Origin of the sequence: Lentzea terrae (genome assembly GCF_003265345.1) — a bacterium.
GTDB classification, from domain to species: domain Bacteria; phylum Actinomycetota; class Actinomycetes; order Mycobacteriales; family Pseudonocardiaceae; genus Lentzea; species Lentzea terrae.
Map to the genome: position 1 here is coordinate 225,435 of NZ_QFWW01000024.1, position 20,064 is coordinate 245,498.

Annotated in this window: 21 protein-coding genes; 8 read left to right on the forward strand and 13 right to left on the reverse strand. The window is 67.7% G+C overall.

All coding sequences use genetic code 11. The annotated features are described in order from the left end of the window. Window positions 1-345 precede the first annotated feature (345 nt). Complete coding sequence (locus DI276_RS30690; protein WP_112269702.1) at window positions 346-1,821, reverse strand: FAD-dependent oxidoreductase; 1,476 nt, start codon at window positions 1,819-1,821, stop codon at window positions 346-348. A gap of 44 nt (window positions 1,822-1,865) precedes the next feature. On the opposite strand from DI276_RS30690, the gene DI276_RS30695 reads away from it, so the two are divergent. The 4 genes from DI276_RS30695 (at window position 1,866) to DI276_RS30710 (ending at window position 5,594) form a co-directional block, all read left to right on the forward strand. Beyond that, complete coding sequence (locus DI276_RS30695; RefSeq protein ID WP_112269704.1) at window positions 1,866-3,161, forward strand: NAD(P)/FAD-dependent oxidoreductase; 1,296 nt, start codon at window positions 1,866-1,868, stop codon at window positions 3,159-3,161. Window positions 3,162-3,209: 48 nt separating this feature from the next. Continuing rightward, window positions 3,210-3,716, forward strand: coding sequence for a helix-turn-helix domain-containing protein (locus DI276_RS30700; RefSeq protein WP_112269706.1), 507 nt, complete (start codon window positions 3,210-3,212; stop codon window positions 3,714-3,716). A gap of 17 nt (window positions 3,717-3,733) precedes the next feature. Further along, window positions 3,734-4,636 (forward strand): SRPBCC family protein, encoded by a 903-nt coding sequence (locus tag DI276_RS52495; RefSeq protein ID WP_232837032.1) that lies wholly within the window; start codon window positions 3,734-3,736, stop codon window positions 4,634-4,636. A gap of 130 nt (window positions 4,637-4,766) precedes the next feature. Continuing rightward, a complete protein-coding gene (locus DI276_RS30710) occupies window positions 4,767-5,594 on the forward strand; it encodes an extensin family protein (RefSeq protein ID WP_112269708.1) in 828 nt (275 codons plus the stop codon). Between the two features lie 123 nt (window positions 5,595-5,717). Here the strand turns inward: DI276_RS30710 and DI276_RS30715 are convergent, their stop codons facing one another. The 5 genes from DI276_RS30715 to DI276_RS30735 all read right to left on the reverse strand — a co-directional run bounded on the left by DI276_RS30715 (window position 5,718) and on the right by DI276_RS30735 (window position 10,467). After that, window positions 5,718-6,347, reverse strand: a complete 630-nt coding sequence (locus DI276_RS30715; RefSeq protein WP_112269710.1) for a DUF4360 domain-containing protein — start codon at window positions 6,345-6,347, stop codon at window positions 5,718-5,720. A 412-nt stretch (window positions 6,348-6,759) separates the two neighbouring features. Continuing rightward, the gene (locus DI276_RS30720; protein WP_332874719.1) at window positions 6,760-7,272 is read right to left on the reverse strand and encodes an ATP-binding protein; all 513 of its coding nucleotides are present in this window, start codon (window positions 7,270-7,272) and stop codon (window positions 6,760-6,762) included. A gap of 200 nt (window positions 7,273-7,472) precedes the next feature. Beyond that, window positions 7,473-8,096, reverse strand: a complete 624-nt coding sequence (locus DI276_RS30725; protein WP_112269711.1) for a DUF4360 domain-containing protein — start codon at window positions 8,094-8,096, stop codon at window positions 7,473-7,475. A gap of 440 nt (window positions 8,097-8,536) precedes the next feature. Next, a complete protein-coding gene (locus DI276_RS30730; RefSeq protein WP_112269713.1) occupies window positions 8,537-9,805 on the reverse strand; it encodes a HAMP domain-containing sensor histidine kinase in 1,269 nt (422 codons plus the stop codon). Further along, window positions 9,802-10,467, reverse strand: a complete 666-nt coding sequence (locus DI276_RS30735) for a response regulator transcription factor (RefSeq protein WP_112269715.1) — start codon at window positions 10,465-10,467, stop codon at window positions 9,802-9,804. Before DI276_RS30735 ends, DI276_RS30730 begins: the two co-directional genes overlap by 4 nt. A gap of 20 nt (window positions 10,468-10,487) precedes the next feature. Here DI276_RS30735 and DI276_RS50300 point away from each other — a divergent pair, with 20 nt between their 5' ends. Beyond that, a complete protein-coding gene (locus DI276_RS50300) occupies window positions 10,488-11,036 on the forward strand; it encodes a hypothetical protein (protein ID WP_157985045.1) in 549 nt (182 codons plus the stop codon). Window positions 11,037-11,039: 3 nt separating this feature from the next. On the opposite strand, the gene DI276_RS30750 is transcribed toward DI276_RS50300, so the two are convergent. The 3 genes from DI276_RS30750 to DI276_RS30760 all read right to left on the reverse strand — a co-directional run bounded on the left by DI276_RS30750 (window position 11,040) and on the right by DI276_RS30760 (window position 14,354). Continuing rightward, the gene (locus DI276_RS30750) at window positions 11,040-12,245 is read right to left on the reverse strand and encodes a glycoside hydrolase family 88 protein (protein WP_112269721.1); all 1,206 of its coding nucleotides are present in this window, start codon (window positions 12,243-12,245) and stop codon (window positions 11,040-11,042) included. A gap of 134 nt (window positions 12,246-12,379) precedes the next feature. Continuing rightward, window positions 12,380-13,366: a GNAT family N-acetyltransferase gene (locus DI276_RS30755; RefSeq protein ID WP_157985046.1), complete on the reverse strand. Its 987-nt coding sequence runs from the start codon at window positions 13,364-13,366 to the stop codon at window positions 12,380-12,382. Window positions 13,367-13,370: 4 nt separating this feature from the next. Continuing rightward, on the reverse strand, window positions 13,371-14,354 hold the full coding sequence (locus DI276_RS30760) for an alkaline phosphatase family protein (protein ID WP_157985047.1): 984 nt from the start codon (window positions 14,352-14,354) through the stop codon (window positions 13,371-13,373). Window positions 14,355-14,474: 120 nt separating this feature from the next. Here DI276_RS30760 and DI276_RS30770 point away from each other — a divergent pair, with 120 nt between their 5' ends. After that, complete coding sequence (locus DI276_RS30770) at window positions 14,475-15,374, forward strand: Ppx/GppA phosphatase family protein (protein WP_112269728.1); 900 nt, start codon at window positions 14,475-14,477, stop codon at window positions 15,372-15,374. Here DI276_RS30770 and DI276_RS30775 read toward each other — a convergent pair. After that, entirely contained in the window at window positions 15,371-15,721 is a 351-nt protein-coding gene (locus DI276_RS30775; RefSeq protein WP_112269730.1) for an STAS domain-containing protein, read from the reverse strand. The two genes, DI276_RS30770 and DI276_RS30775, sit on opposite strands and share 4 nt — an antisense overlap. Before the next feature lie 127 nt (window positions 15,722-15,848). Between DI276_RS30775 and DI276_RS30780 the strand changes: the two genes are divergently transcribed. After that, window positions 15,849-16,079 (forward strand): hypothetical protein, encoded by a 231-nt coding sequence (locus DI276_RS30780; RefSeq protein WP_112269732.1) that lies wholly within the window; start codon window positions 15,849-15,851, stop codon window positions 16,077-16,079. Here DI276_RS30780 and DI276_RS30785 read toward each other — a convergent pair. Further along, window positions 16,068-16,298 (reverse strand): DUF6480 family protein, encoded by a 231-nt coding sequence (locus DI276_RS30785; protein WP_112269734.1) that lies wholly within the window; start codon window positions 16,296-16,298, stop codon window positions 16,068-16,070. The genes DI276_RS30780 and DI276_RS30785 overlap by 12 nt on opposite strands. 20 nt (window positions 16,299-16,318) lie before the next feature. Beyond that, window positions 16,319-16,714: an ATP-binding protein gene (locus DI276_RS30790; RefSeq protein ID WP_232837034.1), complete on the reverse strand. Its 396-nt coding sequence runs from the start codon at window positions 16,712-16,714 to the stop codon at window positions 16,319-16,321. 116 nt (window positions 16,715-16,830) lie between these two features. On the opposite strand from DI276_RS30790, the gene DI276_RS30795 reads away from it, so the two are divergent. Next, window positions 16,831-17,178 carry an STAS domain-containing protein gene (locus tag DI276_RS30795; RefSeq protein ID WP_112270014.1) on the forward strand — a complete coding sequence of 116 codons (348 nt, stop codon included), beginning with the start codon at window positions 16,831-16,833 and terminating at the stop codon, window positions 17,176-17,178. On the opposite strand, the gene DI276_RS30800 is transcribed toward DI276_RS30795, so the two are convergent. Next, a partial coding sequence (locus DI276_RS30800; RefSeq protein ID WP_232837035.1) for a HAMP domain-containing protein occupies window positions 17,151-20,064 on the reverse strand: 2,914 nt, incomplete at its 5' end. The genes DI276_RS30795 and DI276_RS30800 overlap by 28 nt on opposite strands.

The window sequence follows — 20,064 nt, forward strand, 5'->3', positions numbered from 1 at the left end:
GGCAACGCGGGTCGAAGGCAACCTCGTGTGGCGATGCGGAGCGAGCCGGATAGGGCTATGCGTCATCGGGTAATCGGTAATGACCGCACGCTGAACAACCCAACGCAACCACGTACGCCTGCGATTGGGGCTTGACTTTGGGGTCGAGGTGCTACCGTTTCGCGGATCGGACGGCTGCGAAGCATCCGTCCTTTTCCGCCCGACGCAGCGCCTCGAAAGGGCCCCGAAGTCAAGCCCCAATCGCAATCGTCGCGAAGCGGCGATGACGCAACCAAAGCCCGTCCGGTAAGCCAGCGCGCCCACCAACGCACGGCGACCAAACCGCAGATCGCCTGGTGCGTGGATTCAGCGGGGTTCCCGGCGCGGAAGAGGCTTGGTCGCCGGCCCCTCCAGCACCTCGCCGTCCACGTCGAACCGCGAGCCGTGGCACGGGCAGTCCCAGCTGCGTTCGGCGGCGTTGAACCGCACCAGGCAGCCGAGGTGCGTGCAGCGCATCGACACCGCGTGCAGGTGGCCCTCCGGGTCGCGGTAGACGCCGGTCTTGCCCAGGCCGTCGCGGATCACGTGGGCATGGTCGGGCGGCAGGTTCTCGCTGGACGTGGCGTCGGCCGGGACGATGCGGTCGCCCACCAGTTGCGCGGCCACCTCGGCGTTCTTCTTCACCAGGTCCGGCAACGACTTCAGCGTGAACCGGTGCGGGCTGAACCGCTCGGCCAGGTCGTTGGGCTTGCCGGTGACGAGGTCCGCCAGCAGCGAGCCCGCGAACGTGCCGCTGGTCAGGCCCCACTTCATGTAGCCGGTGGCGGTGAAGATGGTGGTGCTGCCTGGGGTGTATGAGCCGATCATCGGCAGGTGGTCGTAGGTCGTCGGGTCCTGCGCCGACCAGCGGTGCGTCACTTCCTCGACCTGCCAATGCCTGCGGGCGAAGTCCTCCAACCGCCGAAACGGTTCCACGGCCGGTCGGCCGGTCGGGTGGCCAGCGCCGGCGACGATCAGCTTGTCCTCGTGGGCCGCGATGGACCACGACGGGCTGCCGGTGCTGATCGCGAGCGACTGGGGCGGGCTGCTGACGCGCGCGGCGATGCAGTAGGCGCGGGTCAGTTCCATGCGCGCGAAGTAGAGGCCGCGGTCCAGCGTCGGATAGTGGGTGGCGATGACGATCTGGTTCGCGTCGACCTGACCGTCCGCTGTGGACAGACGGGTGCCGCTGACGTCGAGAACCCGGCTGTGTTCGCAGACCAGGCTGCCGTCGCCGTCGACCGCATCCGCGAGTCCGCGCAGGTACTTCACCGGGTGCAGGGCGAGCTGGTCGTCCAGGCGCACTGCGGCGTGCACTTCGAACGGCAGGTCGACGTCGGTGGTGGCGCGGACCGGCAGGCCCGCCTGGCGCGCGGTGATCAGCTCGTGGTCGACGGCCGGCACCTCGGACTCGGTGTAGGCGTAGGTGACAGCCGGTGCGCGGCGCAGGTCGCAGGAGATGCCTTCGAGCTCGACGAGGTCGGCCACCTGCTGGACGGCTGCCTGGGAAGCTGTGGCGTAGTCGGTGGCGGCGGAGATGCCGTGCGCGCGCCGGATCTGCGAGTACACAGTGGACTGCAGGGCGGTGACCTTGGCGGTGTTGTTGCCGGACACGCCGGAGGCCACGCGGTCGGCTTCGAGGACCACGACGGTGAGGCCGCGGCGCTTGAGCAGCAGGGCGGTGGTGAGGCCGGTGATGCCGCCGCCGACGACCGCCACGTCGAAGGTGTGCTTGCCGGTCAGTGGCGGGCGGGGCGCCTCTAGTGCGGAAAGCCAGAGCGACTGGTCAGCGGTGGTGGTCATGAAATCCGGATACCCCGCGAGCCGCAGGGCAACCAGCGAGCCGCATGGCAGCCGGAGTGAGCGGGTATGCGATCTCCATGGGTGCACACCGGGTTGTCGTTGTCGGTGGCGGTTTTGGCGGGCTGGGCGTGGTGCGCGGGTTGAAACGCGCGGACGTCGAGGTCATGTTGATCGACCGCACGAACCACCACCTGTTCCAGCCGCTGCTCTACCAGGTGGCGACCGCGTTGTTGCCGGCCGGCGACATCGCGCCGGCGTTCCGGGCGATCCTGCGCAAGCAGCGCAACGCGAAGGTCCTGCTGGGCGAGGTGACCGGGTTCGACACCACAGCAAAACGAGTGCACGTCGATCTGCCGGACGGCACGTCGCGCAGCGTCGAGTACGACACGTTGGTCGTGGCGGCGGGGTCGCAGGACAGCTACTTCGGGCACGGCGAGTGGGCTGAGGACGCGCCGCCGATGAAGACGCTGGAGCAGGCGGTTGACCTGCGGTCGAAGTTGCTGCGGGCGTTCGAGACGGCGGTGGCGGCGGACGACCCGAAGGAATGGCTGTCGTTCGCGGTGGTCGGGGCGGGACCTACTGGCGTGGAGCTGGCCGGGCAGCTCGCCGACCTGGCGCGCCGGGCGTTGAAGGGGCAGTTCCGGGAGATCGACCCGCGCGACATCCGGATCACGTTGCTGGACGCCGTGCCGCACGTGCTGCCGCCGTTCTCCGAGCCCCTGCGACAGCACACGCGGACGAAGCTGGAAAAGCTCGGCGTCACCGTGATGACGAACGCCATGGTCGAGAAAATCGACGCGCACGGCCTCACCACCAAGGACGGTGACCGGGTCGAGGCGCGGACGATCATCTGGGCGGCCGGTGTGCAGGCGTCGCCGCTCGCGCGCAAGCTCGCCGAGGCGACCGGGGCCGAGGTCGACCGCAAGGGCCGGATCCTGGTGAACGCGGAAGACTGCTCGGTGACGAACGAGGTCTTCGCGATCGGCGACATGGTGAACCTGGACAACCTGCCGGGCATCGCCGAACCCGCGATCCAGGAGGGGCACCACGTCGCCAAAGTGATCAAAGCACGTCTCGAAAACCGGGAAACCAAGCCGTTCAGGTACCTCGACCTCGGCACGATGGCCACGATTTCGCCTGGTGACGCCGTTGCGGACATCAAGAAGCTGCGGCTGAAGGGGATCCTCGGCAAGGTGGCGTGGGCGGTCGTGCACATCGCGTTCCTGGTGGGCTGGCGCAACCGGGTCGCGGTGCTGGCGCAGTGGGCGTGGAACCTGGTCACGGGCCGGCGTGCGCAGCCGATCATTCTGGAGCCGATGCATGCGATAGAGCGGAAATAGCGGACAGATCTACCGTCCACGAAAGCCGAACGGGGCGGAAGTGGACGAATGTCGAACCTGGTGAACCAACTGCCCGTCGAGGTCGTGCGGTGGCCGGTGGACGCGGCGGCACGGGAGGCGTGCCAGCGGAGTGGGACGTTGTGCCTGCTGGTGCTGGAGAAGAACGTGCCGGCGCCCGTTCTCACGGACATGCGGGAGGACTGGGTCCGCGCACCGGTGCCGCACCAGGACATCGCCGTGCGCATCGCGATGCTGCGGGCCCGCGCGGCCCGATATGCCGTGCCGGAGCTGGACATGTCCGGCATCCTGCGCTTCCGCACGCGTTCCGTGGTGCTCTCACCGACAGAGCGCGCGCTGGTCGCCGAGTTGTTGAGGCGTTTCCGTGCGCTGACCTCGCGCGAGGACCTGCTGCTCTGCCTGCCCACCAAGGACGGCGACACGAGCAACGCGCTGCACCTGCACATCATGCGGTTGCGGCGCCGCATCGCACCGTTGGGGCTGGTCATCAAAACCCTGTGGAACCAGGGCTATCAATTGGGTCCGGCCGGGCCATAACGGGGTACCCGCGACACGTGAACACTGAGCTGCTGGGCATCTACCTCAACGACCACCTGGCCGGGGCGATGGCGGGCACCGAGCTCGCCCGCCGGATCAGCCGCACGCATCCCGAACTGCGCGCGCTGGCTGACGACATCGAGTCCGACCGCAAGGAACTGCTCGACCTCATGCGCGCGTACGGCGTCGAGCCGCGCCCGCACAAGGCCGCGATCGGCTGGCTCACCGAGAAGGCGGGCCGGCTCAAGCTCAACGGCAGGCTGCTCGGCCGTTCGCCGCTGAGCGATGTTCTCGAGTTGGAGACGCTGCGCATCGGCATCGAGGGCAAGGCCGCGATGTGGCGCGCCCTGCAGACGTTGCCCGGCGCCGACGCCGAGCGCCTGGACCGGATGCTGCGCCGCGCCGAGAGCCAGGCGGACGTCGTCGACCAGTACCGGCTGCGGATCGCACCCGGTGCGTTCAACGCGCCGCACACGTCCGGTGTCGACGTCGAGCGCACCTTCACCGTGGCGTCCTCGCCCGAGGGCGTCGTCGAGTACCTGCGCGACTTCTCCCGCACCGAGCAGTGGGATCCCGGCACGGTGTCCTGCACGCGGCTCGACGAGGGCCCGGTCGAGGTCGGCTCGCGCTGGCGCAACGTGTCGACGTTCCTCGGCCGCAAGACCGAGCTGGTCTACGAGCTGACCCGCGACGATCCGCAGGGGCTGCAGTTCGTGGGGCGCAACGACACCGCGACGGCCACCGACGACATCGCGATCACCGCGGGATCGGCGCCCGGCACGACCCGGATCGCCTACCACGCCCACCTCGAGTTCACCGGACTGGCGAAGCTCGGGGCGCCGGTGGCGAAGCTGGCACTCGAGAAACTGGGCAACGACACCGAGCGCAGCCTGATCCGCGTGCTGGGCGACGTGCGGTAAAGAAGAAGGAAAACCCCAGGTCAGCGGTGATTCCTAGTTCCAAACATGATCCCTAGACTCCCTCGCGCCGGTTGGTGAGACAGGTCCTTCCTCCTGTCCGCACCGGCTAGGACACAGAGGGAGTACTGGGGTGTTCGAACACAACGTCACCAGGCGCGGCTTCGTCACGGGCGCGGCGGCCGTCGCCGGTCTCGCCGGCCTGTCCACCATCGCTCCGGGACTCGCCGGCGCGGATCCCAAGAACAACGACCAGCACACCGACGCGGAGATCCAGGCCGCCGAGGTCGGTGCCCTGGCGATGATGACTTTCCAGAAGATCGACGGCACGCCCGTCTACTACTGGCGCTCCAACCGCCCCAACACCACCCTGCGCAACTGGCAGTGCACCGACGCGTTCTACAACGCGCTCGTGGCCTGGATCCGGGACCTGCGCTCGCTGTCGTCGAGCTACGGCTCGATCAGCTACATCGTCTCCGCCGGTTTCTACGTCAACAAGCCGGGCCAGCACGGCGCCGGCACCGCCATGGACCTCGACCACGTGCGCTGGTCCGGTGGCAACACCATCTCGCCGCTCGACAAGCACCACGCGTCGAGCAACGCGGCGATCCGCAAGCGCTACCTCGCGACCGAGGCCGTGTGCCGCCGCCGGTTCCGGTACGTGCTCGACGGCTGGTACAACGCCGACCACGCGGACCACATCCACGCCGACTTCGGTGGCATGCCGGTGCGCGTGCTGAAGGACTCCGAGTCCGACACCAAGTTCGTCCAGGCCGTGTGCAACAACTTCCGCGGCTCGGGCCTCGCGATCGACGGCGACTGGGGTCCGGCCACGACGAGCGCGTTCAACGGTCTCAAGTCGGCGCTCGGCGTCACCGGTGACCCGCACACCAGCTCCTCGGTGTGGCAGTCGATGTGTTCGAAGATTGCGACAAAGGGCTTCGCGAACCAGAACATCTGACCATTTTCTCGGGCACGGAAGAAGGCCCCTCGGTCTCGTTCGAGAGGAGATCGAGGGGCCCGGCGGCCGTGCTATCAGGGTGAATTTTTCACAAGCGTGGAGCTGTCCGCGAGCCGACGAGGGCTACGGCTTCGGACACTTCTTCCACGCGAAGTGGTAAATCGTCTCGATCGAGCCGTCGGTCGAGTCCATGGCCATGAAGCTGGTCTTCTTCGGGTCCGACGTTCCCTTGTCAGCGCGCAGTTCGGTGTTGATGTTGAAGTTCCGCTTGGCGCCGCACGGGTGGTAGATGATCGAGGCGACGTCGGTCTTGTGCGTGACCTGCCAGTCGTCGCTCATGGTGCCGTTCCAGGTCTTCGAACGCGAGTCGGTGTCCGACATGCCCTGGAAGTAGTAGCTGGCTTTCATGCTGCCCTTCGCTCCCTTTTCGAGGTGGGCGAATCCTCTGTAGTCGGCCTGGGCGATGCCGTAGGTGAATCCGCCGGGAACGTTGACCTTGAGGTTCAGCTGGCAGTTCTTGCGGAAATCGGTCGGCTTGGCCTGCGGGCCGACCTGGGCCATGTAGTCGCTGTAGGTGACCGTGAAAGCCTTGTTGTCAGGGGAGACGGCGATGGCCGCCGTGCCGAGGCGACAGCCGGAGCCGTTGACCGTCACGACGTCGATGGTGATCTGGCCCGTCGGGGGCGGGTCCGCGACCGGGGGAATCACGATGGTGGACAGACCGAGGGCGGCCGCAGCCAACGTGCTAATCATGGGACACCTTTCCGAATGTGCAGGACATGTCGGGCGGCGTGATACGAGACCGTATCGGAAAGGGTGTTAACGAACCTCCGCCAACCAGAGCAACATTGGGCGGCGTTAGCCGAGGTCAATGCGCATCGACCATTTGTTACCTTTAGTGTTCGATCGGTTACCGCACTAATGGGCGACTCAACACCGGCGTCGGTTACTTGCCATCCATACCGAAAGAACGCTGTTCAGAAACGCAATGCTCCAAGCGTCGGCGCGAATGTAACACGACTCGAACGGAGCAACGCAGTCTGAGATGCGGAACTCAATTGGTGAAGTGTCCACCGCCGGCAACCGGCAGACGCGACGAGGGCGCGTCCACTGTTGGACGCGCCCTCGTGGGTGAAACTTGAACTGGAGCGGTTTACCGCTCTCACTACCGCTGTGGACCGCCGCCCATCGAGCCGCCGAGGCCGAACAGGATGCGCTGGATGAGCTCGGGATCGACGTCCGGCTCGTCGCCCAGCGCCTCGGCCGCGGGGGAGCGGCGCTTCTCGCGCCGGGGCAGTGGCACCGCGTTGGCGTTCACGCCGGTCGGCAGCGGGAGCTCGCACCAGATCAGCTTGACGCCGCCACCGAGCTGCAGCTCGCCGGTGCGCAGGTCCGGAGAAGTCGGCGGCATCGTGAACCGTGCCGCCTCCAGCTCCACGACCAGGTAGTCGCCGCTCAGCCGCAAACGCAGCGTGATCAGCCGCGAAGTCTTCGGATCGGCGGATTCGATGGCGGCTTCCACGAGTGCACACGCGACGGCCGAGCAGTCGTCAATCATGTTTCGCAGCCGCCACTCGCCGAGAGTGAAGCGCACGAACAGATCCGCGCAGTTCACCGCGGTGGGCAACGCGATGAGTGTCAGGTCATCGACCTGTGCGGTCTGGGCGTTCACCTGCATGCAGCCTCCGTTCGCGTGCGGCGCGCGAGCCAGCGACAGTCACCCGAATGGCCGTCGCGGTGAGCGGGAATCTACATGGGTATACGCGGGAAGCAATGGCCTGGTTGACTCACCCGTCAAAAGTCACGACCGGGTCACGAGGATACGCCCCGACGCTCACTGTGGGTAGAGCGCCGGGAGCGCTCGGTGATCAAATTGGCTCAGCATCGCTTCCAGGCGAACTGGTAGCGGGTGTTGACGCTGCCGTCGGTCGAGTCCATGGACACGAACGCCGACTGGTTCGAGGAGTTCGCGGTCACGCGCAGTTCGGTGTTCACGTTCAGGTGCCGGACCATGCCGCACGGCGCAAAGACGATCTCCGCGACGTCGGTGGAGTCGGTGAACTGCCAGTTGTTGCTCGTGGGGCTGGCGATGTTGTGCGTGCTCTTGCCGGTCGACGACGAGCCGGAGAAGTAGTAGCTGGCCAGCTGCACGCCCTTGGAGCCTCTCGGTAAGTGCGCGAACCCGCGGTAGTCGGCCTTCGCGATCCCGTAGGTGAAGCCCTGCGGGTAGTGCACGCGGAGGTTCAGCTGGCAGTTCTTGCGGAACTGCGTCGGTGTCGAGCCGGCGCCCGCCTGTGCCGTGTAGTCGCTGTAGGTGACCGTGAATGCCGTGTTGTCGTCGGAGACCGCGACTGCCGCTGTTCCGGCGGGGCAGCCGGAACCGTTGACGGTCACCACGTCGACGGTGATTTTGCCGGGGGGAACGACATCCGCGGTGCTCGGCGCCTCGGGGGCGACGAGGAGCGACAGTGCCAAACTCGTAGCTGCCATCACACTGAGCATGAGGCGCCTTTCATTTCGGGGGATGGGATGGCGGCGTGACGGTGACGTTATCTTAAATAGACTTAAGGCGTGGACAGCCGACCGGGCGAACTTAAATATATTTAAAACGGATTAATCGTCTGAACGGTGGATTGGCGACGGTGCGCGGTCGGCTAACTTCGTGACAGCTCACGAAAAAACGATCAACCAGACCACCTGAATACGCCGGTCCCCACACCTGGCGCCGAGAGCCCCGGCTGATCCACCTCGTTACACCGGTGTGGGAAGGCAAGCGCGCACTGCTCATCGGGTTCCTCCCTCCTGCTCGGAACTCGGTGGTGCGGCAGCGGTGCAGCGCAGCCGGCCGGTGCCCGCCGGCGGCGTTCGGACCCGTCCCACGGTTCGGCGCCGCCGGCGGTGTCATTTGCGGCCCACCAGGGCTTTCCAGCCCCACCAGGGCCCTACATCCTTCGGAGCCTCAATTGCACGCGTGCCCCACCCAGCGGCCCGCGGTCGACGTGGAGAGAGCCACCCGTGCTTTCCGCGGCGCGGCGGGCGATGTCGAGCCCCAGCCCGGTGGACCCACCGCCGCTGGCGCCACGGCGCAGCGCGTGCTCGGTGTTCGCGATGCCGGGACCGGCGTCCTCGACGACGAGCGCGACCAGGTCGGCCTGGTGCACCAGCGTCACGGCGAACCGCGTGCCCTCCGGCGTGTAGCGGAAGACGTTGCCCAGCAACGCGTCCAGCGCCGCCGTGAGGTCGGCGCGGGCCAGCGGGACCTGCGCGGGCTTGTCGGCGCCGCGGACCGTCCACGGCCGGTCCTGGTCGTCGGCGAGCGCGGACCAGAACACCAGCCGGTCGCGCACCACGCTCGCGGCGTCGGCCCCGGTGTTCTCCGGCAGGCCGGACCGGGCGGCCTTGATGATCTCGTCGACCTCCCTCTCGAGGCCCTGGACGGCCTCGCGGACGCGATCCGCGCCAGGACCCCTGCCGAGGGTGTCCGCGTCCAGCAGCAGCGCCGTGAGCGGGGTTCTGAGGCGGTGCGAGAGATCGGCGACCACTTCCCGTTCGGCGGCGAGGAGGTGCCGGACGCGTTCGGCCATGGCGTTGAACGCCTTGCCGACCTCCTTCAGCTCCGGCGGACCTTTGACCGGAACACGCGCGGAAAGGTCGCCCTGACCCATTTTCCGGGCGCCCTCGGCCAATGTTCGCGTCGCTTTCACGGCACGCGCGCCCAACCGGTCCGCCACGAGCACGGAAACGGCAACGAGTCCGATCGCGACGCCCCCCAACGCCCACCACGTGCCGATCACGCCGTGGGTGAGTTGTTCGTGGGGGACGAACGCTTCGACGATCGCGATGCCATTGGTGGTGGCCAGCGGTTGCAGATAGGCGATGCCGTCCGGTCGTTCCACCGTGGCCGCCCGCGCGATCTTGCGCGCCTCCTCCAGATCGGCGGCGGTGATGTGCGACGTGCCGACCGTGCCGGAGTTCAGGTGCACGGCGAGCCGTTGCTGGCCGCCGTAGCGGGTGCTGCGGATGGCCTGGCGGATCTCCGGACCCTTCGTGGTGATCACGAGGGCCGGTGTGAGCGCGTTGGCCTGCTTCTCCGCCTCGCTGATCGCGCTGTCGTACGCGGCCTTCTTCGTCACGATCGCGAGCGGGATGAGAAAAGCCAATGCCACCAAGCTGGTCGCTGCGAGAGCGACCAGCACCAGTGACCGCCTCATCTCGGTGCGACCAGACGCACGCCGACCCCGCGCACCGTGTGCAGATAGCGCGGCTGCGCGGCCCGTTCGCCGAGCTTGCGGCGCAGCCACGAGAGGTGCACGTCGAGTGTCTGGTCGTCGCGAGTGGACGGCCACAGGTTCGCCAGGATCTCGGCACGCGGGACGACCTCGCCCGAGCGCGCCGCGAGGTACGAGAGCAACTCGAACTCCTTGTGCGTCAACGAGAGCTCCCGCCCGTCCACAACGGCCCTGCGGTGGTCGATGTCGATTTCCAGGCCACCGACGACGAGCTGCTTGCTGTCGCGGGCCCTTCTGAGCACGGCCTGGAGACGTGCTTCGAGGTGCTCGCTGGAGAACGGCTTCACGAGGTAGTCGTCCGCGCCCGCGTTGAGCAGGCGGATGATCTCCGCCTCGTCGTCGCGGGCGGTGGCGATCACCACGGGAGTGTTCGTGACGCCTCGGATCATCCGCAGCGCGTCACCGCCGTCGAGGTCGGGCAGCCCGAGGTCGAGCACCACGACGTCGTAGTTGTTGGCGGTGACTTCGCGCAAAGCCTCGATCGCGAGCGCGACACCGTGCACCATGTGGCCCTGGCCGGTGAGAGCGCGCGTGATCGCCGCTCGCACCACCGGGTCGTCCTCGACCAGCAGTACCGATGCCATGCTAGGGGAGGGTCGTCGCAGTGAGACGGTCGATCGGATACCTGGTCGCCTGGGCGGTGGTGACCGCGGTCGCCGTCGGCCTGTCGTGGTTCGGCATCCGTTCGGCGATGGATCCGGCACCGGTGGCAGCGGTGGACCTCACGGCGGGGCCGGGTGTCCTGCCGCTGCCGACTGTCCAGTCCATGACGGTCCCGGTGCCCCCGGCCACGACCACGACCAGCCCTGCCTCGCCCTCGTCGTCCACCAGGCCTCCTGTAGTCAGCTCGTCTGTTCCGGTTCCTCCCAGTAGTACGGATGGGCGTCCCTCCTCGGCTCAACTTCCGGAGGGCGAATGGCAGGCGGACGGCTCCTACGTCCACGCGTTCCACTTGCGGGGCGGTGACGTGGTCGTGCGCTACCGCCCACAGGGCGTCGAAGCGCTGTCCGCGACTCCCACCGATGGTTGGTCAGTCGCCGTGGAACAGCCCGGTGGGCCGCTGGTGGTGAACTTCCGCAACACCGAGGGGCGGTTGTCCAGGTTGGAAGCGACCTGGAGCAACGGCCCGACGGCGCGCGTCATCGAGAAGTAGGGCTTACAGGCCGATGGCCTTGGCGATCTGCGCGGGCTTGAGCACCCGCAGGATCGCCTCGAACAGGTAGTAGTCGCCGTACGGCAGCGACACCTCGACGCCGTCCTCGGCCGGCCGGTTGCGGGTGCCTCGGGCCATGATCGCCTCGGCGCGGGTCGACCTGGTGGTGAGGCAGGTGCTGACCAGGCCGTCCAGGATCTTCAGGGCGCGCTCGCGGTAACGGGCGGTGCCGGTGGCTTTGGCGAGGTCGAGCAGACCGCACGCCATGATCGCGCCCGCCGACGAGTCCTTGATGTCGTTGGCGCCCAACGGGGAGCGGTAGTCCCACACCGGCACGTGATCAGGGGTGATAGCGCTCAGTGCGAAGTCGGCCAGCTTGCGTGCGGTGTCGCGGAACTCCCGCAGGCCCGTGCGGCGGTACATCGTGGTGAAGCCGTAGAGGCCCCACGCCTGGCCGCGCGCCCAGCACGAGGTCTGGCTGTAGCCCTGCACGGTGTTCGGGCCGATCGGCGCGCCGGTGTCCGGGTTGAAGTCGAACACGTGCGGGGTCGAGCCGTCCGCGCGCAGGAAGTGCGTCTGCGTGGTTCTGGCGTGGGCGATCGCGATGTCGAGGAACTTGCGGTCGCCGGTCTGCTCGGTGGCGAACGCGAGCAGGTCCAGGTTCATCATCGTGTCGATGATGACGCGGCCCGCGTTGCCCGGCGTGCCGAGCCGGCCCCAGGCGCGGATGAACCTGCCGGTGGCGTTCCAGCGCTGGATCAACGTGTTCGCCGCGTCGACCGCGCCGTCGCGCCACTTCTGGTCGCCGGTGAGCCGGTACGCGGTCACCCAGGACGGGTAGAAGAGGAATCCCAGGTCGTGGTCGCGGGGCTCCAGCCGGCGCGGTGCCAGCCGGTCGTTCGCGGCCTCGGCCAGCGCGCGGAACCGGGCGTCGCCGCTGTCGAGGTGCGCGAGCCACAACGTGCCCGGCCAGAAGCCGCCGATCCAGCCGCCGTCGGCGACGTACGTCCACTTCTCGGCACGGGTGATCTCCGGGAACGACGTGATGCCCGGTGCGACCGCCGTCAGCTTGGCCAGGCCGTAGTCGAGCGCGCCGCGTAGCTTGGCCGGGGAAGCCGCGGCTTGCCCGGTAGCGATCGCGACGCCGGCTCCGGTGAGCAGGGGAGTGGCCGCGGCAGATGCCAGCAGGGTGCGTCGAGACAGATTCACGAGACTGTCCAGTCCCTTTCATGTCCGTGCGCCCGGCGACACCCTGTCAGATCCGATCAACGTCTGTAAAGAATTGATTCCTGCGCACCGGATTCCGACGTTGTAAAAACGAATTGTTCACAAGGATGAACAAATCAGACGCGAATGAGGACGGCGTCGAGATGGCGCGGGCTCAGGCCGTGCCGGCGTTTGAACGCCGCGTTGTCCCTGCCGCCTTCGAGGGTGGTCTTGCCCAGCCGGATCGCGAGCTTGACCGACTCGGCGAACAGCACGCCGTACGGGCTGTAGCGGCCGTCGACCGCGTAGTCGACGCCACACGTCCAGGTGTGGAAGCGGGTGGCGTCGGCGAGGCAGACGCCGGCGGCGACGAGCTTGCGGTGCTGCCGGACCTCGATCACGTGGACCAGGTCGCCGAGCGCCGTGACGAACCTGGTGAAGGTGCTGCCGGGGTAGAAGCCGCTGCGGTCGAACCGGATCGCCGTCTTGGTGCACAGGCGGGAGATCTCGTCGAGGGCGGCGTGATCGGCGGGGAGGACCTCGACGGTGACATCGGCTTCCCGCGATCTTCGCTCGTTGCGCCGCAGGTTCGCTCTGGCGCGAATGCCGAGCTTCGCCAGGTAGTTCTCGTACGTGGTGAGACCGGTGGCCCAGCGGTCGGTCAGGTGGCGCGCGGGCAGGCCGGCCGCGCGCAGGCCCTGCGAGAGCGCGTTGCCGCGCTGGACGTTCACGAACCCGTACCAGTGCGCACCGAACATCGACGCGGCCGTCGCCATGGCGTCCAGCAGCAACGGCAGCACCTCGGCCGTGGCCGGCACATGTGCGTCGTAGCAGTGCCAGGTGTGACTCAGCAGCACAGACGCACCGCGGGCCTCCGGGTACGCCTCGTGCAAGCCGCGCAACGGGTTCGGCGCCGACTGGAGGTGCACGGGCAGCACGCCGACGAGCTGTCCGCCGTCGCGCACCAGGAAGCATCCGGAGTAGTCCGCGTTCGTCAGCGGAACCTGTTCATATGCCCTGACGTAGGCATGTTCGTAGAAGACCGGCGCGTCGCCCGTGTGGACCACCGAGTCCCACTCGGCAGCATCGACTTTCCTTATGGAGTTCGAAAATTCGACGCGCACCTGGTCACTGTACGGTCTGCCAGACCGCGAAGGGCACGTCGATCTCGTCCCGGCTCAGGCCTCCGTGCGCGAACTTCGCGGACGGGTCCGGGATCGGGAACCTCGGCGACGCCGCCACGGCGACGACCGGACCGGCCTCCGGCTGCGGCAGACCGAGATCTCCTGCGTGGTGCACGGTGGCGGTGGAGCCCAAAGTCGTTGCCACGCGGTCGAAAACGGCTTCCAGCCGGTCCGGCCGCGGGTAGAGCCACCTGGTGCGTCCAGCGCCGCCGGAGGGGATCACGCACTCCTCGCGCACGATCGCGTCCCAGGCCTCGACGAGCTCCGGATCGGGATCGACGGGGACCTGGCCGTGGTCGGAGTGCGCCACGACGGTCCAACCCTGTGCGGCCCAACGGGATGCGTGTGCGTCCAGCCGGAGCATCGCCTCGTGCACCGACTCGTCGTAACCGTTGCGGTGCACGTGGTCGTCGATGTTGACGTACGTCCAGAGGAACCGCGCGTCCGGCAGCGCCTTGTCCAGGTCGGCCACGACGTTGGCGACGAGCAGGGGCGGGTCCTCGGCCTGGGCGGTGAGTTTGTGCTTCGCGGGCGCGGGTATCCGGGTGCACCCTCGCAGGAGGGCGTGGGCCCAGGTGCCTTCGAGCAGGTCGAGCTCGCGCGCCAGGACGGTGGCACCGTGCCGTTCCAGCACGGTCGGCAGGTCCGGGATCGGCGGCGCGCCGTTGATGGCGTGCACGAGTCCGGATCCGTTGCGGTACACCGTTCCCGGCACGCGGTGGACGTCGGCGGGAACGCCCGTCAACGCGGTCAGCAGGGCCGTCGCGGAGGTCGACGGCACGGTGGAGGAGAGGGTGGAAACGGAGGCGGACAGCCACGACTGTTTGGCCACGTCCGAGGAGAGCCCGTCCACGGCCAGGACGATTACGCCGCGGTTCGCCGATTTCAGGGCACCGTCGAGCCGGGAAGGGATCTCCGCCAAGGACATCGGGGCACTGTAACGCATCTCATTGGTCAAGATGCCCTGATCGGGTGCCAAGACTCCCACAATGGTGACCGATGAGGTAAAGGAAACTTGGTAGCGGGCTGTGCAGGAGGAAGGTGGCGGATGTCGGTCGGTGTTCTGGACGTCGGGTGCTTCAGCGCGCATCTGGTGGTCGTGGAACGAGACCTGATGCGTCCGCTGATGTCCCACAAGGTCCGGCTGCGGCTCGACCGCGCGCTGGACGCCGAGGGGGCCATCAGCAAGGACGGCATCGAGTCCTTGTGCGCAGCCGTGCTGGCCGCGCGCAAGAAGGCCGGCGACGTGCCCTTCCTGCCGTTCGCGACATCCTCCGTGCGTGACTCGTTGAACGTCGACGAGGTCATGCGCAAGGTGCACAGACGCACGGGCGTTGAGCTGAAGGTGTTGTCAGGCAAGGAAGAAGCTCGTCTCTCGTACACAGCGGCACGGCACTGGTTCGGCTGGAGCGCCGGTCCGATGGTCGTGCTGGACGTCGGCGGCGGCACCGTCGAGCTGGCGTTGGGATCGGGTTCGGACCCGGAGCTCGCGATCTCGTTGCCCTTGGGGGCCAGAACCCTGACGCGCGCCGGCCTGACCGTGCAGGACATGCGCGCCGAGGTGCTGGACCAGATCACCGAAGCTTTCCCCGCGAAGTACCGCGACAGCGATGAGAGCGCTCGCGCCGTCGGCTGCTCGAAGGTGTTCGAGCAGCTGGCCAGGCTCGCCGGAGCGCGCACCGGACCGTACGCGGCACGCCAGTTGCGGCTGAAGGACCTGGAGAAGTGGATTCCCCGGCTGGCGAAGCTGTCGGTGCGGGAACGTGCCGCGCTGCCGGGCATCTCCCGGCACCGGGCCCGGCAGTCGCTGGCGGGCGCGGTGGTCGCGGAGGCGCTGATGCGGGTCGCCGGACACGACGTGGTGGACATCTCGCCGTGGTCGACCAAGGAAGGTCTGCTGCTGGACCTGGTGGAACGGTCGCGGCTCAGACGCGACTCGGCTGCTTAGCAGGCTGCGAGTGCGGTGACGGCGTCGTCGACGTCGTTGAACAAGAGCAGAAGCTGGTCGACGGCCGTCATCTCCAAGGGGCGCAACACAATTCGCGTGTCGCTGACGACGCCGAACTTGATGCCGAGCTCGTCGGCCTGGGCTTGAGTCTCCACGAGTGCGCGGATCCCCTCGGACCCGAAGAAGCGCACCGCCCGCAGATCGATGACCAACGCGGGTGGTTTGCGGTCGAGCAGCTCGGCGAGCCTGCTCGTCACCGGCGCGGAGGACATCATGTCGATCTCGCCCGTCAACGCGACGATCGGGATGGACTGGACGTAGGTCGTGGTCTGTCGAAGCTGGTTCATTAGGACTCCCGTCCGCACCGACCGTACGCGCCTCCGGGTGACGACCACAAGCCGAGGCGGTTTTCACCAGGCCAAGACGGGTACACGCCCAGTGACCACAAATCCCCTGATAGTTGAGGAGGAAACCGTGTCGACCACGGAAACCGGTCACGTCACGGGTACGCGGGACAAGGACTACAACATTCTCTGGTTCACCGAGGCGTGCCTCGACAACGCGCTGCGCTTGGAGACCTACATCGCGGACGCCGAGCGTGACGGCGACAACGAACTCGCCGAGTTCTTCCGCAAGGCGCAGGGCGAGAGCCAGAAGGGTGCCGAGCAGGGCAAGCGCCTGCTCGCGTCCCGGCTAACCAAGTAGGAACGCCTGGGTCAGCGCCATCGCGGCCACCAGCACCGCGACGAGCAGGATGAGCGCGACGATGATGCGCGCGGTGGTCGCTTTGGGCGGCTCGGGTTCTTTGTGGGACAAACCGGAGGTTTGCCCGGATTCCGGCGGGGTGTCTCCTGGCCGCACCCCGCCACCGGGCTCCAGCCCGGGAGTGCGCTTCGGGTCGGGATCAGGCGGTGTCGCTGTCATAGGGGTCTACGTACCCGTTCTCAGGCCTTCAACTCCGCCCAGACGACTTTTCCCCGCCCGTCCGGCGTCGTGCCCCAGCGCTTGCTGAGCGCCTGCACGAGCTGCATCCCCCGCCCCCGCGCCGAACTGGGGTCCACCGGCCGCACCAGCGGCTGCTTCGACGACTCGTCGTGCACCTCGACCAGCATCCCGTCCGCCCTTCGGCTGACGGTGAGTGTGATCAGTCCCTCACCGTGGTCGATGCCGTTCGACACGAGCTCCGTGACCACGAGCTGCGCGTCGTCCGCCAGGTCCTCCGACAGCCCCCACGAGGCAGCAGCGTCGCGGACCACCTGACGTGCACGAGAGCATGAGCCGCCCTCGGCGGTCAGGGTCACCCGCACCTCAGCCAGTGGGTCGTTCAGCACAAGGCGCATCGTCGCACATCCGGTGGGTCGTTCGGATCTTTCAGCCCCCCGGTGGTCGCACGGTTCGACCGCGTGCTGCACGATTTGGGGCGCACGAGTCGGGCGTGGCGGAAGGAACGGCGACGATGGAGCTCAACGTCGGCAGCGAGGTCCAGCAGGGATGGCGCGTGCTCGCCGTCGCCGGTGAGCTGGACATCGACACCGTGCCTGTGCTGTCCGCACGGCTGGATGCGGACGTGACGGGCAAACACGCCGTGCTCGATTTGTCCGGGTTGCAGTTCATGGACTCCACGGGGCTCGCGCTGGTGCTCGACTGGCACCGGCGGCTGGCCGAGGCGGGTGGGCAGCTGCGGATCGCCGCCACCCAGCCGCCGGTCAAGCGGCTGTTCGACCTCGCGGACGTGACCGAGGTGCTCAGCCTGCACGAGACGGTGGACGCGGCGGTTCAGGCTTCCGCGGACACTCCCAGGTAGTAGGCGATCAGCCGGATCAGGTGCTCGGTGTCCACCGGCTTGGTCACGTAGTCGGTGGCGCCGGATGCCAGCGACTTCTCCCGGTCACCCTTCATCGCCTTGGCGGTGACGGCGATGACCGGAAGGTCCGCGTAGCGCTCCATCGCGCGGATGGCTGAGATCGTGGCGTTGCCGTCCAGCTCGGGCATCATGATGTCCATCAGGACGATGGCCACGTCGTCGTACTGCTCCAACGCACGGACGCCCGTGATGCCGTTGTCGGCGTAGATGGCTTCCAGGCCGTGCAGCTCCAACACGCTCGTCAGGGCGAAGACGTTGCGCAGGTCGTCGTCGACGACCAGGACCTTTTCGCCGTGGAAGCGGATCGAGCCGGACGCGGCGAGCACCGGGGCCGGGGTCACGATCGGGGTGGGTTCCGGCAGGACGATGGTGTCGTTGACGACCTTGCCCAGGGGCAGGCAGAGGGTGAACGTCGAGCCGATGCCCGGTTCGGAGCGCACCCGCAGCGCGCCGTTCAGCAACTGCGCCAGCTCGCGGCTGATGGACAGGCCCAGGCCCGTGCCGCCGTACTTGCGCGACGTGGTGCCGTCGGCCTGTTGGAAGGCCTCGAAGATGACGGCCAGCTTCTCGGCCGGGATACCGATGCCCGTGTCGTGCACGTCGAAGGCCACAGTGGACGGATCGTCCATCCGCACGTGCAGCCGGATGCCGCCGTCGTGGGTGAACTTGACGGCGTTCGAGAGCAGGTTGCGCAGGATCTGCTGCAGGCGGTGCTCGTCGGTGCGCAGGGTCTCCGGCACGTTCGGGTCGACGCGGACCGAGAACTCCAGGTTCTTCTCGGCGGTCAGCGGCAGGCACAGGGTCTCGACGTAGCGGACCAGCTCGTCGAGGCGGACCGGGTCCTCGTGCAGCGTCATGTGGCCGGCCTCGACCTTGGTGAGGTCGAGGATGTCGTTGATGAGCTGCAGGAGGTCCGAGCCGGACGAGTGGATTGTGCGGGCGAACTCCACCTGCTTGGCGTTGAGGTTGCCGTCGAGGTTGTCGGCCAGCAGCTTGGCGAGGATCAGCAGCGAGTTCAGCGGCGTGCGCAGCTCGTGCGACATGTTCGCCATGAACTCGGACTTGTACTTCGACGCGGTCTGCAGCTGGCGGGCGCGGTCTTCGAGCTCCTCGGAACCGGCCCGCAGCTCCGTGGTGAGGCGCTGGGACTCGACCAGCAGGGCGTCGGTGCGGGAGTTGGCGAGCATCGTGTTCACGTTGACGCCGATGGCCTCCTTGAGCTGGTCCAGGAGGTCGAGGTGGACGTCGGTGAACGTGTTGAGCGAGGCCAGCTCGATCGCGCCCAGGGTCTCGCCCTGGAACAGGATCGGCAGGATCACCAGGTTGACCGGCGCGGACTCGCCCAACGCGGAGGAAACGGTCAGGTAGCCGGCGGGCACCTGGGTGACCAGGATCGTTTTCTTCTCCAGCGCGGCCTGGCCGACCAGCGACTCGCCCATCGCCACGCGCGTGGTGCGGGCGGAGTCGAGGCGGAAGCCGTAGGAGGCGGTCAGCTCCAGCGTCTGCTTGGTGTCGTCCTCCTCCTGGACCTGGAAGAACGCGCCGTGGTGGGCGCTGACCAGCGGAGTCAGCTCGCTCATGATCAACGACGCGAGCGCCCGGAGATCGCGGTGACCCTGCATCAACCCGGACAGACGGGCCAGGTTGGTCTTGAGCCAGTACTGCTCGCGGTTGGCGCGGGTGGTCTCCTTCAGGTTGGCGATCATCTGGTTGACGTTGTCCTTGAGCTCCGCGAGCTCACCGGACGCGTCGACGGTGATCTGCCTGGTCAGGTCGCCCGCGGTCACCGCGGTGGCGACGGCCGCGATGGCGCGCACCTGGGTGGTCAGGTTCGAGGCCAGCTGGTTCACGTTGTCGGTCAGCTTCGACCACGTGCCCGCCACACCGTCCACTTCGGCCTGACCGCCGAGCTTGCCCTCGGTGCCGACCTCGCGGGCGACGCGCGTGACCTCGTCGGCGAACGACGACAGCTGGTCGACCATCGTGTTGATCGTGGTCTTGAGCTCGAGGATCTCGCCGCGGGCCGAGACGTCGATCTTCTTCGTCAGGTCGCCCTGCGCCACCGCGGTGGTGACCTGGGCGATGTTGCGGACCTGGTTGGTCAGGTTGTCCGCCATGAAGTTCACCGAGTCGGTGAGGTCCTTCCACGTGCCCGCGACGCCGGACACGCGAGCCTGGCCGCCCAGGATGCCCTCGGTGCCGACCTCGCGGGCGACACGGGTGACCTCGTCACCGAACGCGCGCAGCGTGTCGACCATGCCGTTGAGGGTGTCGGCGAGGGTCGCGACCTCGCCCTTCGCCTCGACGGTGATCTTCTTCGAGAGGTCGCCGTTCGCGACGGCGGTGGCCACGGTGGCGATGTTGCGGACCTGGTCGGTGAGGTTGTCCGCCATCAGGTTGACGTTGTCGGTCAGGTCCTTCCACGTGCCGGCGACGCCCTGCACGCGCGCCTGACCGCCCAGCCGGCCGTCGGTGCCGACCTCGCGGGCGACGCGGGTGACCTCCTCGGCGAACGACGACAGCTGGTCGACCATCGTGTTCAAAGTGGACTTGAGCTCGAGGATCTCGCCGCGCGCGTCGACAGTGATCTTCTGCGACAGGTCGCCGTTGGCCACGGCCGTCGCGACGTGCGCGATGTTGCGGACCTGGTTGGTCAGGTTGTTCGCCATGAAGTTGACGTTGTCGGTCAGGTCTCGCCAGGTGCCGGCGACGCCGGGGACCTGGGCCTGACCGCCGAGACGGCCGTCGGTGCCGACCTCGCGGGCGACGCGGGTGACCTCCTCGGCGAACGAGGAGAGCTGGTCGACCATCGTGTTGATCGTGGTC

Bases quoted from the DNA above. Each gene is read 5' to 3' on its own strand.
- DI276_RS30690 (WP_112269702.1), bottom strand. From the start codon at position 1,821: ATGACCACCACCGCTGACCAGTCGCTCTGGCTTTCCGCACTAGAGGCG.
- DI276_RS30695 (WP_112269704.1), top strand. From the start codon at position 1,866: ATGGCAGCCGGAGTGAGCGGGTATGCGATCTCCATGGGTGCACACCGG.
- DI276_RS30700 (WP_112269706.1), top strand. From the start codon at position 3,210: ATGTCGAACCTGGTGAACCAACTGCCCGTCGAGGTCGTGCGGTGGCCG.
- DI276_RS30715 (WP_112269710.1), bottom strand. From the start codon at position 6,347: ATGATTAGCACGTTGGCTGCGGCCGCCCTCGGTCTGTCCACCATCGTG.
- DI276_RS30720 (WP_332874719.1), bottom strand. From the start codon at position 7,272: ATGCAGGTGAACGCCCAGACCGCACAGGTCGATGACCTGACACTCATC.
- DI276_RS30725 (WP_112269711.1), bottom strand. From the start codon at position 8,096: ATGCTCAGTGTGATGGCAGCTACGAGTTTGGCACTGTCGCTCCTCGTC.
- DI276_RS30730 (WP_112269713.1), bottom strand. From the start codon at position 9,805: ATGAGGCGGTCACTGGTGCTGGTCGCTCTCGCAGCGACCAGCTTGGTG.
- DI276_RS30735 (WP_112269715.1), bottom strand. From the start codon at position 10,467: ATGGCATCGGTACTGCTGGTCGAGGACGACCCGGTGGTGCGAGCGGCG.
- DI276_RS30760 (WP_157985047.1), bottom strand. From the start codon at position 14,354: ATGTCCTTGGCGGAGATCCCTTCCCGGCTCGACGGTGCCCTGAAATCG.
- DI276_RS30770 (WP_112269728.1), top strand. From the start codon at position 14,475: ATGTCGGTCGGTGTTCTGGACGTCGGGTGCTTCAGCGCGCATCTGGTG.
- DI276_RS30775 (WP_112269730.1), bottom strand. From the start codon at position 15,721: ATGAACCAGCTTCGACAGACCACGACCTACGTCCAGTCCATCCCGATC.
- DI276_RS30785 (WP_112269734.1), bottom strand. From the start codon at position 16,298: ATGACAGCGACACCGCCTGATCCCGACCCGAAGCGCACTCCCGGGCTG.
- DI276_RS30790 (WP_232837034.1), bottom strand. From the start codon at position 16,714: ATGCGCCTTGTGCTGAACGACCCACTGGCTGAGGTGCGGGTGACCCTG.
- DI276_RS30795 (WP_112270014.1), top strand. From the start codon at position 16,831: ATGGAGCTCAACGTCGGCAGCGAGGTCCAGCAGGGATGGCGCGTGCTC.